Source organism: Kocuria sp. KH4 (assembly GCF_053711175.1).
In genome coordinates, this window is sequence record NZ_JBSJYX010000005.1 from 193,677 (window position 1) to 204,107 (window position 10,431).

At 71.1% G+C, this 10,431-nt stretch carries 14 protein-coding genes and 1 tRNA gene; 5 read left to right on the forward strand and 10 right to left on the reverse strand.

The features are described from left to right. Window positions 1-16 precede the first annotated feature (16 nt). The 3 genes from dnaG to ACWCOM_RS06160 all read left to right on the forward strand — a co-directional run bounded on the left by dnaG (window position 17) and on the right by ACWCOM_RS06160 (window position 2,375). Window positions 17-1,894, forward strand: coding sequence for a DNA primase (gene dnaG / locus ACWCOM_RS06150; protein WP_454547857.1), 1,878 nt, complete (start codon window positions 17-19; stop codon window positions 1,892-1,894). Window positions 1,895-1,971: 77 nt separating this feature from the next. Then, window positions 1,972-2,044, forward strand: a tRNA-Asn gene (locus ACWCOM_RS06155). 79 nt (window positions 2,045-2,123) lie between these two features. Beyond that, window positions 2,124-2,375 (forward strand): hypothetical protein, encoded by a 252-nt coding sequence (locus tag ACWCOM_RS06160; protein ID WP_454547858.1) that lies wholly within the window; start codon window positions 2,124-2,126, stop codon window positions 2,373-2,375. Window positions 2,376-2,583: 208 nt separating this feature from the next. Here the strand turns inward: ACWCOM_RS06160 and ACWCOM_RS06165 are convergent, their stop codons facing one another. Beyond that, window positions 2,584-3,045, reverse strand: coding sequence for a hypothetical protein (locus ACWCOM_RS06165; RefSeq protein ID WP_454547859.1), 462 nt, complete (start codon window positions 3,043-3,045; stop codon window positions 2,584-2,586). Between the two features lie 60 nt (window positions 3,046-3,105). Between ACWCOM_RS06165 and ACWCOM_RS06170 the strand changes: the two genes are divergently transcribed. Continuing rightward, window positions 3,106-3,534 (forward strand): DUF6578 domain-containing protein, encoded by a 429-nt coding sequence (locus ACWCOM_RS06170; protein ID WP_454547860.1) that lies wholly within the window; start codon window positions 3,106-3,108, stop codon window positions 3,532-3,534. 28 nt (window positions 3,535-3,562) lie between these two features. Here ACWCOM_RS06170 and ACWCOM_RS06175 read toward each other — a convergent pair whose 3' ends face one another. Together ACWCOM_RS06175 and ACWCOM_RS06180 are read right to left on the reverse strand one after the other, a co-directional pair. Further along, a complete protein-coding gene (locus tag ACWCOM_RS06175; protein WP_454547861.1) occupies window positions 3,563-4,648 on the reverse strand; it encodes a hypothetical protein in 1,086 nt (361 codons plus the stop codon). A gap of 85 nt (window positions 4,649-4,733) precedes the next feature. Next, window positions 4,734-5,270, reverse strand: coding sequence for a hypothetical protein (locus tag ACWCOM_RS06180; protein ID WP_454547862.1), 537 nt, complete (start codon window positions 5,268-5,270; stop codon window positions 4,734-4,736). 116 nt (window positions 5,271-5,386) lie between these two features. On the opposite strand from ACWCOM_RS06180, the gene ACWCOM_RS06185 reads away from it, so the two are divergent. Beyond that, entirely contained in the window at window positions 5,387-5,563 is a 177-nt protein-coding gene (locus tag ACWCOM_RS06185; RefSeq protein ID WP_454547863.1) for a hypothetical protein, read from the forward strand. A 737-nt stretch (window positions 5,564-6,300) separates the two neighbouring features. Here the strand turns inward: ACWCOM_RS06185 and ACWCOM_RS06190 are convergent. The 7 genes from ACWCOM_RS06190 to ACWCOM_RS06220 all read right to left on the reverse strand — a co-directional run bounded on the left by ACWCOM_RS06190 (window position 6,301) and on the right by ACWCOM_RS06220 (window position 10,356). Further along, window positions 6,301-6,555 carry a PLD nuclease N-terminal domain-containing protein gene (locus ACWCOM_RS06190; protein WP_454547864.1) on the reverse strand — a complete coding sequence of 85 codons (255 nt, stop codon included), beginning with the start codon at window positions 6,553-6,555 and terminating at the stop codon, window positions 6,301-6,303. A 70-nt stretch (window positions 6,556-6,625) separates the two neighbouring features. Then, window positions 6,626-7,474, reverse strand: coding sequence for a hypothetical protein (locus tag ACWCOM_RS06195; RefSeq protein WP_454547865.1), 849 nt, complete (start codon window positions 7,472-7,474; stop codon window positions 6,626-6,628). Between the two features lie 320 nt (window positions 7,475-7,794). Further along, the gene (locus ACWCOM_RS06200) at window positions 7,795-8,349 is read right to left on the reverse strand and encodes a hypothetical protein (protein ID WP_454547866.1); all 555 of its coding nucleotides are present in this window, start codon (window positions 8,347-8,349) and stop codon (window positions 7,795-7,797) included. Window positions 8,350-8,480: 131 nt separating this feature from the next. Continuing rightward, window positions 8,481-8,675: a hypothetical protein gene (locus tag ACWCOM_RS06205; protein WP_454547867.1), complete on the reverse strand. Its 195-nt coding sequence runs from the start codon at window positions 8,673-8,675 to the stop codon at window positions 8,481-8,483. Beyond that, window positions 8,672-8,854 (reverse strand): hypothetical protein, encoded by a 183-nt coding sequence (locus tag ACWCOM_RS06210; RefSeq protein WP_454547868.1) that lies wholly within the window; start codon window positions 8,852-8,854, stop codon window positions 8,672-8,674. The genes ACWCOM_RS06205 and ACWCOM_RS06210 overlap by 4 nt, the downstream gene beginning before the upstream one ends. A 38-nt stretch (window positions 8,855-8,892) precedes the next feature. After that, complete coding sequence (locus ACWCOM_RS06215; RefSeq protein WP_454547869.1) at window positions 8,893-9,198, reverse strand: hypothetical protein; 306 nt, start codon at window positions 9,196-9,198, stop codon at window positions 8,893-8,895. Window positions 9,199-9,594: 396 nt separating this feature from the next. Then, entirely contained in the window at window positions 9,595-10,356 is a 762-nt protein-coding gene (locus ACWCOM_RS06220) for a hypothetical protein (protein ID WP_454547870.1), read from the reverse strand. Window positions 10,357-10,431 lie beyond the last annotated feature (75 nt).

Genomic DNA, 10,431 nt, shown 5'->3' on the forward strand with positions numbered 1-10,431 from the left:
CGCCTAGACTGTCCCCGTGGCAGGACTGATCAGACGCGAGGACATCGACGAGGTGCGCGCGCGCACCGACATCAAGGAGATCGTCGACGGCTACGTCACCCTCAAGAGCGCCGGCATCGGCTCCTGGAAGGGACTGTGCCCCTTCCACGACGAGCGCTCCCCGTCCTTCCACGTCCGGCCCCAGATGGGGACTTACCACTGCTTCGGCTGCGACGAGTCCGGGGACGTCATCGCGTTCCTGATGAACATCGACCACACCACCTTCGCGGAGACCGTGGAGAAGCTCGCCGCCCGGCTGGGCTACGAGCTGCACTACGAACAGGGCTCCGGGCCGAAGAAGGAGGAGGTCGGGCGCCGCCAGCGGCTGCTGGACGCGCACAAGGTCGCGGCCGAGTTCTTCCAGCGCCACCTCTACACCCGCCAGGCCGCACCCGCCCAGCAGTTCCTGGGGGAGCGGGGCTTCGACGGCGAGGCGGCCAAGCGCTACGGGGTGGGCTACGCCCCGCGCGGCTGGGACCACCTGCTCAAGCACCTGCGCGAGCGCGGCTTCACCGACCAGGAGCTCAAGCTCACCGGGATGTTCTCCGAGGGCAACCGCGGGCTCTACGACCGCTTCCGCGGCCGGCTGGTGTGGCCGATCCGCGCGGTCGCCGGCGAGGTCATCGGCTTCGGCGCCCGCAAGCTCTTCGACGACGACCCCGGCCCCAAGTACCTCAACACCCCCGAGACGGCGCTCTACAAGAAGTCCCAGGTGCTCTACGGGATCGACCTCGCCAAGCGGGAGATCGCCAAGCAGCGCCGGCTCGTCGTCGTCGAGGGTTACACGGACGTCATGGCCTGCCACCTCGCCGGGGTGACCACGGCCGTGGCCACCTGCGGCACCGCCTTCGGCCCCGAGCACATCAAGATCGTGCGCCGGTTCCTCTCCGACGACGGCGGCGGGGGCGAGGTGGTCTTCACCTTCGACGGCGACGCCGCCGGGCAGAAGGCCGCCCTGCGCGCGTTCGAGGAGGACCAGAAGTTCGTGGCCCAGACCTACGTGGCGGTCGAGCCCCACGGGATGGACCCGTGCGACCTGCGGCTGGCCCGCGGCGACGCCGCCGTGGCCGAGCTGGTGGAGAACCGCCGGCCGCTGTTCGAGTTCGCGATCCGGGCCACCCTGAAGAACTACGACCTCGACACCATCGAGGGGCGGATCCGGGCCATGCGGGCGTGCGCGCCCATCGTGGCGCGGATCCGGGACCGCTCCCTGCGCCCGGCCTACGCCCGCCAGCTCGCGGGCTGGCTCGGCCTGGACCCGGCCGAGGTCCAGCGCGCCGTCGACGCCGCCGGCCGGGCGCCCCGGGAGGGCCGGGCGGAGCCCCCGCGGCAGGAGCCCGAGTCCTCCGGCCCGCCCGCGGTCGAGCTGCCCGATCCGCGCGAGCCCGTGGCCCGGATGGAGCGTGAGGCGCTCGAGACCGTGATCCAGTGCCCGGACCTGATGCTGGAGCGGCACTGGGAGGAGTTCGGGCTGAGCGTCTTCCGCTACCCCGTGCACGGCGCCGTGCACGACGCCGTGCTCGCCGCGCGCGCGGGACTGCTCGGCGACGGCGCCGGGGTGCCCGGAGGCCAGGTGTGGGTGGACGCCGTGCGCGGGCACCTGCCCGAGCCGCTGCACGGCTTCCTCGCCGAGCTCGCCGTGACCCCGCTGCCGGCCACCACCCAGCAGCAGCTGGAGCGCTACACGGCGGACATCCTCAACCGGCTCTTCGAGCTGCAGATCAACCGGCGCAAGTCCGACCGGCTCGCCGAGCTGCAGCGCACGGACCCGGCCGGGCAGCGGGAGCGCTACCAGCAGCTCCAGCGGGAGCTGCTGGAGCTGGAGATGCAGCGGCGCAGCCTGCGCCAGGACTGAGCGGCGCGCCGCGCGCAATTTGTCGAACCCTGCCCGGGACGGTACAGTTGTGGCTCGTTGCACGCGTGCGTGCACGGTCCCCCGTAGCTCAATTGGCAGAGCATTCGACTGTTAATCGAAGGGTTACTGGTTCGAGTCCAGTCGGGGGAGCAGCGCAGAAGGCCCTCACCAGCGGAAATGCCGGTGGGGGCCTTCGTCGTGCCCGCCAGTGGCTGTTCATCGGGGACACGTGGTTTTCGTGATGGAGCCGTACGAGCAGATCACCGAAGTGGCGGTCGGGCCGCGCACCGAGTGGTGGCGCATCGGCCGGCGCCGGATGGACGACGGGGCCACCGGCTACCTGATGGGCGGGCCCAGCGTGCGCATCACCACCGGGACGGAGTCGGTGGTGGTCTCGGCGGCGGAGTCCTACCGGGTGGCCGGGGCGATCCAGCGGCAGCTTCAGCGGATGGCCCATGAGCGGTCGGCGGATACCGGGTAGACCGACTGCGAACAGCGCGCGGACCCCCTCTCGCAGTGGGCCTGGTGCGGAATAGAGTCAGCACAGAGGGTGGCCGTCCTGGCGGTAAGGGATACTCACGGGTTCCGTTCGAGAGGGCGGGAGAAGGGCAGGAAGTAGACCTCGGAGTACCGCCATCCTCTCCATGAAGGCCTCACCGATCGCGCGCAGCCGGATCGGCGAGGAGCCGCTACGGGGCGGTCGTCGGGGAAGCCGACAGGCCCCAGAAGTACTCGTGGCCGACGGCCATGACCTCCACGCTGATGGTCTCCGGTGCCGGCTCGTCCGGAACGCCGATGTAGACGGTCGTGGTGATCGGAGTGGCCGCGCAGTCCCCTCCGCCGTAGGGTCCGTTCTCACCCTTGAGCACGATCTTCGTCGAGCGGTCCTCCGGCGCAGCACCGGTGTCCGTCGGTGCGCAGGCCATGGTGACCGCGTACCAGCCCGGCTGGATGTCGTTGGCCGTGTAGCTGGAATGGCCGCCGCGCGGGTCGGTGATGTTGGCCATGGAGAACCCGCCCTCGGCGGGGACCGGCACCTTGTCGGCGGCCCAGCCGGTGAGGTCCTGGGGCGGAAACATCGAGCCGCACGCGGTGATGGCCAGCGCCGTCGCGATGGTGGCGGTTGCGAGCGGGAACGGTCGGCGCGTCATGGCCGTCACCCTAGTGGCCGCAGCGCATTTTTCCTCGGTAGCGACTGCTACGTTCTGGCCATGATGATCGAGGTGGAGATCAGCGAGTGGGAGCAGCAGTGCTGCGGGGACCCGTGCCGGATCGGCTCGACCGTCACCTGGAAGCTGGTGGCCCGGGACCCGTCCAAGAGCCACGGCCGGCCTGCGCCGCGGTACCGCGAGGAGCACCACGGCGAGACGCCCGAGCACGTGCCGCACCTGCCGGTGACCGGCACCGTGCGCGACATCCAGGGGTTGCACTATGCCTTCGATGAGGGGGCGAACCCGGGGGAGATCACGATGCGCCCCAGCAGCGAAGTGGCCGTGGCGCTCGAGGCGGTTCCCGGCGCCGGCACGCAGCTGCCGGGGTGCTCGGCCGAGCACCAGCTGATGACCTACCGGGTGCAGCTGGAGGTCTTCGACGGCACGGAGTTGCCGGCCTACGTTCCCGGTGAGCCGGACTGGGAGTAGGCCCCGCCCGCCCCGACGCTCCGGCTCGTCAGCCGGTGTGCTCAGCGGTGTGCAGGGCGCGGAGGTAGACCCAGGCGCGGCGGACACGGAAGGCGTTGTTCCCGGTGAGGATCACCAGGACTCCCAGTACACCCAGCCACGAGAAGCCGGGGACGGCCACTGCGCTGAGGGCGACAGACACGATCATGGCGCTGCCGACCACTACTCCTTCGATGGTCTGGCAGGCAACAACAGCGACCGCGGTCCGCACCTCGGGGTGCTCGGGCAGTGTCCCGGTCTTCGCGGCCGCGAACGCCGGTTTCCACTGTGCGTCACCGACGCGCTGGTCGATGCGGGGGCGCGGTGCCTGGGCGTAGCGGTCGACAAGCAGAAACAAGCCGACCAGCGCGAGCAGCGGCAGCGGCCACCAGGGCGTGCGCGTCTCCCCGTTCTCGTCCAGCACGAGCCGGACGACCAGCGGCAGCCCGACGATCACCACCGCCGCCACGGGTAGCGCGCGCACGAGGACCTGACCGGCGGTCGGGACGGGCCCCTCCGTGGCCTGCCGGGAGGCATGGACCATGGCACTGATGCCACTGGAAACCGTCGGCCGCTTCGTGGAGTCCGCGGCCTGCAGGTAGGTCCAGCCGTGGCGGGCTTGGCGGCCCGCGACCAGGGTGGCCACGGCGCAGAAGGCTACGAGTACCAGCCACAGCCATACCGCACGGGTCGCCCAGGTGATGGTCGCACCGAGGGTAGCGGCGCCGAGCAGCACGGTCTTCTCGACCTGCCAGCAGGCCAGGGCCGCGGCTGCCCGAGCCGGAGACCTCGGTGGAAGCCGACCGCTCTCAGCGGCAACCGCCAGATCCCACTTCAGCGGCGCCAGCTCGGTCGTCGGTGGCAGATCGGGCCGAGGCGCCCTCGTGAGCCGGTGGAGCAGGAGGGCGGCCGGGATGAGCAACCCGGGCAGGAACAAGTACCAGTCGGATCCTGCGCTGCCGTTCTCGTCCAGGCCCCACAGGGCCAGCCCCGGAATGCCGATGGCCAGCACGAGCGCGGCGGGCACCGTGCGCACGAGGACCTGACCGGCGCTCGGGACGGGCACCTCGTCGGTGCGCGGGGCGGGCTGGTCCATGGTGCTGACGCTACCGGCGGGACGAGACGGCGTGACAGGTGCACATGAGGGGAGTGACGGGGAGCAGCTGACTGGCCACGGGTACTCAGCCGATCCGTTCGGCAGCGCGCAGGGCGGACAGGTAGGTCCAGCCGCGGCGGGCGCGAAGGATGTGGATCACGGCGAAGAACGCGAAAACGACCGTGAGCGAGGTCCAGACGATCTCGTCCCGGGTCAGCAGAAGCACCAGGAAGGCAAGCACCGAGCCGGTGCTGCTGGCCGCCGCTTCGATGCGATCACAGGCGGTCACGCCGGCGGCCGTGCGCACGGCGTGGTGCTCCGGTGCGACCCCGGGGCGCTCGGGCGTCTCGAGCAGCGCTTTGACCCGCTGGGGGTTCACGCGCTTGTCCCATCGAGGCCGGGGCGCTCTGACGAAGTAGTGCACCGCCAACGGCACCGCGAACAGGACAGTGATCACTACGGGCCACCACGGGGTGCGGACGTCCCCGGAGGGGTCCAGCAGCCACCACACCGCCAGCGGGAGACCGACCGCCATGAGGAGGGGGGCCGCCAAAGCGCGCACCAGGACCTGCGCGGCCGTGGGGATGGGCACCTCGTCGGTGCGCTGGGCGGACTGCTCCATGCTTCGACGCTACCGACAGGCCGACGACTCGCGCAGGTCCACTTGAGGGGAACGACGGTACGGGAGCGCGCGTGCCAGGATGCGAAAACGGAGACGCCGGGGGAGAGGGGAGTGCCGTGACGAACCGGAAGGCCTCGTGGGCGCTTGTGGTGCTGGCCACGGTGACGGTGGTCGGCGCCATCGTCCTCACCACCCGAGGCAGCTGGGGCGGGTGGGTGCTCTTCGGCATGGCCGTGATGCTCGTGATGGCTGCGGTGCTCCAAGCCCGTGAGAAGCGACGGGGTGGTCGGTGAGCGGGAGAGCTCCGCGGCACCGGGCCCCACAGTCCACTGAAGCGCGGCGGGCCGAGCGGCAGATCGTCCTCGCGATCATCGCCCTGCCGTTCCTGCTGGCGTTCCTGATCTGATTCGCCGTGCGCACCGACAACGTGTTCTTGGGGATCGGGCTGGCCATCGGTTCGGTCATCGGGACGTGGTGGCGCGACAGGCGGAAGGCCCGGAAGCAGGCGCGGCGGAACTCTGTGCCCGCGGATTAGGACGAGGCGCGCGGCCCGCAGGCGGTACATACCGGCGCCCAGCAGCGCCAGCAGGGCGGCGGCCGCGGCGTGCATCACGGCCAGCGGCGTGAGCTCGACCAGCATCAGGCCCAGATAGCGCAACGGCAGGTCCAGGGCGTACGCCCACAGGCCGGACAGGGAGCCGTAGAGGTGGTTCAGCAGAGACACCATGGCTCCGGCGGCGGCCCACAGGGCGACCACCTGCGGGGTGGGCACGAACCGGTATCCGTCGACCACCGCCCAGATGCCGGCCGGCACGACGGCGAGTGCTGCGGCCACGAGTCCAGGCATGTACGGGGAGCCGGTGACGAACCAGTTGTGGCGCAGCAGCACCTCGTAGCTCACCTGCAGCACGACGACGACCGGCACCGCGCGCACCAGCACCTGCACACCCAGTAGCGGGGCCGCGTCCGGGGTGGAGCTGGCGTGGCGGCGGAGGGGGCCGTGTCGTCGCTGCGCTCGGTCGTCATGTCGTCAGCCCTTCCGCTGCTCGAGTGCGGGGTGGCGCCGGCCGACGGCCAGCCACAGGAGCGGGCCGAGGACCGGGGCCGCCAGGATCATCAGCAGCCACAGCAGTCGTTGGGCCGGGGTGTGGTGCCGGTCGCGGGACAGGGAGACGATCGCGACGACGACCAGGGCGATCAGCGCACCACCGAGCACCAGCGCGGTGACCTCCCAGGACGTGGGGATGATCGGGTTGGTGCCGGCGGCCATCGTGACGAGGTCCATGACCCCACGGTAGGACCGTGCGTGTGCGCACGCCGCGGAGCACCCGGTGTGTCGCGGGTTGGCGGCGCGCTCAGCCCAGTTCGGGGATCCGTGCCTTCAGCCAGCCGGTGACCCACTGCTCGAGCTGCTGGGAGTTCCAGTCCGGGGCGGTCACCAGGACCACCTCCCGGTCCTCCCTGAACGCCGAGGTGATGCCGGGCTGGGCTTTGAGGTCCTTGACCATCCGGTCCACCTTGCGGGAGTGCTCGTGCGCGACCTCCTCGTGCAGCCCGACGTCGAAGACACCGCCCTCGTGCTCGACCTCGACCAGTCGCTCCTCCACCACCGCGACGGGCTCGTTCTCCTCGCGCAGCTCGGCGATGACGTCGGTCGCCCAGTCGGTGAACACCTCCTCGCCCAGCGTGTCCAGGCGGCGGCGCAGCCGGGTGGCTTCGACGGCCACCATGTCCGGCGGGGAGATGTTCGAGTCGCTGAGCGGACTGGTGAGCACCGGGTGGTTCTGCAGGTGGTACCGCTTCACCCGGTGGTGGCAGACCTGCCACGCAGCCGCCGGGGCGCCGGCGGCGATGACGTCGCCGAGGTAGGAGATGAACCCGTCCAGCAGGGTCACCACCTCCACCGGGGTGCCGTGCCGGATCTCCGAGGAGTAACGGGCCCACGACGGCCACCAGGGCTCGGGCAGCGCCGTCGGGTCGAAGGGCACGTCCTCATCCTCGAGAGCGGTGATCCGGCCGGCGACCCACATCCACAGCGGGGTGAGCGAGTCCGGCGTGCCGTCCAACAGCGCGTCAGGATCCTGACCGCCGGCGGCGAACTCGGCGCGCAGCCGCTCCAGTGCAGAGGATCGTTCGGCCAGGTACTCCTCCAGCGCCGTCCCCGCCTGGCGCATGGTCATGTCGAAGTAGTGGGTCATCGCCATGAGGCGGACTCTGCGCAGGGATCCCAATGGCGGGGCGCTGATGTGTGCGTTCACCGGGGCGCGGCGCGGTCAGCCGGAGTAGTGGGGCCGGTGCCGTGCCAGCTCATCGGGTACTGGGCGTAGGCGACGGGACTGTCGGGCCTGTCGACAGAGGTGCACAGGGCCGCCGGCAGCACGGCCATCGGGCTGATGTCTCCCAGGGCGGGGACGTCGGATTCTGCTCGGGCGCGGCTGGCGAGGTGAGCTGTGGAGCCGGCACGGGCGTCGTCACGTGCCACGGTGCGCTCAAACCGTGGAGCCGACTGCGGCTGGGGGTGGGCTCAGCAGTGCTCCGGTGGCACGCCGTGAACGTCGACTCGCACCGGCCACCTACCGGTGACCTGGTGGAAGTCGATGGCCCGCGCCAACGGCGCCATGTCGTAGGTGCTGATGTTTAGATTGAGCGTGACGCCGTGGACGGATTTGACCGTCAAGAACGGCATTCCCTTCAGCATCTGCTGGCGGTACTGGGAGATGTCGGTGTAGGCGATGACGTGCTCGTTGCCGAGCACGCTGCGGAAGGCCACCTCGTAGTCGCGGACCGCCACGTAGAAGTTGCGGTACATCAGCACGAACGCCAGCCCGCCCAGGACGATCGCCACGGAGGAGATCTTGGCGCCGAGCGGGACGTCGTCCGTGGCGAAGGACAGCAGGCCCATGAGGGAGCCCACGACCAGAAAGAGCCCGCCGACTGCGGGCACGAACTTGGGCATCCGCTGCTGCTCCGGATACTCCTTGGACCGGTTGGGGTGCTTCCGCGCCCACCAGACGACACCTCCGATGGTCGCGGTCGTGAGCACCGAGATGAGGAGCTTCAGGACGAGTGCGAGCGACATGCGCTCAGCCTACGGCGGAGTTCCCGATCGCTAACGGATGCCCTGGGCTGCACCGCCTCGTGGTGCACCAGCCGCGGAGACACGCCGAGGGCCCGCACTCACGGGGAGTGCCGCCCTCGCCGATTCAGGTCCTACCAGCTGTTCGGGTCTCGGGGCGGTTCGGTGTCGCCCTCGTTGACCTCAATCGGGTCGGGCTCGCGCGCCTCACCAGTGGTCTTGAGGGCGTCCCACTCCTCGTCGGTCCACTCCCCGTCGTCGGCGGCCTCCTCGGCCTCCCGAGGCTGGTCGCGGATCTCCGTGTCGTCTCCGGACATCTCCGCACTCATGCTCGGTCCTCCTGACCGGTCGAGTCGCGCTGCTCGGTCAGTGGACCGCCCGGCTCCTCGTCCACCCGCTCGTTGGCGGTGGTGGTGTTGGCGGTCAGCGAGTCCTCCTCGACGATGTTCAGGTCCTCCTGCTGCAGCTCGGCGCGGGCCTCGCTCAACTCATCCGGCTGGTCAGTCACGGAACAGTCCTCCCTCATCGGACGGTGGTGACCCGATCCTATGTGCGGGTCGCCACCGCTTGACAAGGCTGGGTGTCAGGCCGACAGCGTCCCAGGGCCTTGGCCTTCGAGGCGGCCAGGACGAGCGCCTTCTTCAGTGCCGGGACCGCGTCCGGGGTGTCCGGCACGTGGAGGTCATGACGGAAGGCGCCCAGGTCTCCGGGACGGGCCAGCATCGAGGTGGCCGGCGCAGTCAGGGCGAGGTCCATGTCCGTCTCGGTCAGTGGCTGGGTGCCGAACGTCCGGTCGGAGCGGCGGGCGCTCTCACGGGCTGAGGCGGATGAAGGGTCGACCGGAGTCGTCATGCCTTTCATGTGTGCGGCCCGGATCGCGCGACGTCCGTGCAGCCGCGGGTACGACGGTTGCGGAGTCGAAAGGCGTGTGGGCGGCAGCGCAAAGGCTGGGCCATGCCGAGACCGGCATCGCCGCGGCGCACTGCGTAGACCGTGGAGTGACCGCCGAAGGTGTTGCGGCCATGGAGGTCATGCTCTCGGCGGCTCCGGGGTGGAAGGTGCCGGAGGCAGGTCCGGACAGACCCCATGGGGCTGTCACTTCATGAGTGCAGGAGAGCTCAGAACGGGGACACATCCGCGTGATGCTCGATGATGACTCGTGACGGTGCAACCGTCGTGCCTGCCCGGGCGGTCGGGACCCCGGCGCGGCCGGGTGACCGGCCGAGCCGGGGCTCGCGGGCCGGGGGCTCAGCCGCCGGTGTACGCGCCGGTCACGGCGTCGACGGTGCCGGCCTCGATGCCCTCGCACTGGGAGACCCCCGCGGCGGTGACGGGGGTGTAGTTGAGGCAGAAGGCGTCGTAGTAGGGCATCCCCGACTGCCAGGCGGCGTAGGCCTCGTCGTAGCCGAAGTCCTGGTCCGGGAGCGCTCCGGGGCCGGGGTTCGCACCGGGCGCGATGGCGCAGACGGCCGGGTCGGCGCTGTTGGTGGCGAGGTACTGGCCGCGGGCGTCGACGACGTCGACCTGTTGGCGGCCGGTGCCCATTGCCGTGCGGTAGCTGTCGCAGAGCGCCACGGCCACGCCGGGGTCGTAGAGGTTCGTGCTCAGCCGGTGCACCGTGGGGCCGTCGCCGGTCCCGCCCAGGATGTCGATGCCCGTGAGCGCCCCGGCGAAGCCGGCGCCGGCGTCCGTGCCCGTGAACGCCGCCAGCGGGTCGGCCGCCGGCGGATCGGCCGGTGGGTTGTTCGCGGACTCCGCCCGGGTCGGCTCGGGCTCGGGGGCCGGGGCGGCCGGCTCCTCCGTGGGCTCCGGCGCCGCGGAGGTCGCGGGCGCCTCCGGGGTCCGCGAGGTCCCGGGAGTCGGGGCGGTGGTGGCGGACGCGGACGGCGACGTGGCCGGGGTGCCGGAGGAGCTCGCCCCGCCGCCCGGGTCCTCGGTGCCGTCGGAGCAGCCGGCGAGGGCGAGGCCGGTGGCGAGGACCAGGGCGACGAGGGGGGTCTTCTTGCGCACGGTGGGCTCCTGCGGGGCGGGGGGCGGGCAACGTACTGCACACTGTAGGGCGCGCCCGCCCGGCTGCCACGGAGG

What these genes read in the sequence shown, in the direction of transcription:
- ACWCOM_RS06165 (WP_454547859.1), bottom strand. Translation starts at nt 3,045, where the DNA reads ATGACGCGCCGACCGTTCCCGCTCGCAACCGCCACCATCGCGACGGCG.
- ACWCOM_RS06170 (WP_454547860.1), top strand. Translation starts at nt 3,106, where the DNA reads ATGATGATCGAGGTGGAGATCAGCGAGTGGGAGCAGCAGTGCTGCGGG.
- ACWCOM_RS06175 (WP_454547861.1), bottom strand. Translation starts at nt 4,648, where the DNA reads ATGGACCAGCCCGCCCCGCGCACCGACGAGGTGCCCGTCCCGAGCGCC.
- ACWCOM_RS06180 (WP_454547862.1), bottom strand. Translation starts at nt 5,270, where the DNA reads ATGGAGCAGTCCGCCCAGCGCACCGACGAGGTGCCCATCCCCACGGCC.
- ACWCOM_RS06190 (WP_454547864.1), bottom strand. Translation starts at nt 6,555, where the DNA reads ATGGACCTCGTCACGATGGCCGCCGGCACCAACCCGATCATCCCCACG.
- ACWCOM_RS06195 (WP_454547865.1), bottom strand. Translation starts at nt 7,474, where the DNA reads ATGGCGATGACCCACTACTTCGACATGACCATGCGCCAGGCGGGGACG.
- ACWCOM_RS06200 (WP_454547866.1), bottom strand. Translation starts at nt 8,349, where the DNA reads ATGTCGCTCGCACTCGTCCTGAAGCTCCTCATCTCGGTGCTCACGACC.
- ACWCOM_RS06205 (WP_454547867.1), bottom strand. Translation starts at nt 8,675, where the DNA reads ATGAGTGCGGAGATGTCCGGAGACGACACGGAGATCCGCGACCAGCCT.
- ACWCOM_RS06215 (WP_454547869.1), bottom strand. Translation starts at nt 9,198, where the DNA reads ATGACGACTCCGGTCGACCCTTCATCCGCCTCAGCCCGTGAGAGCGCC.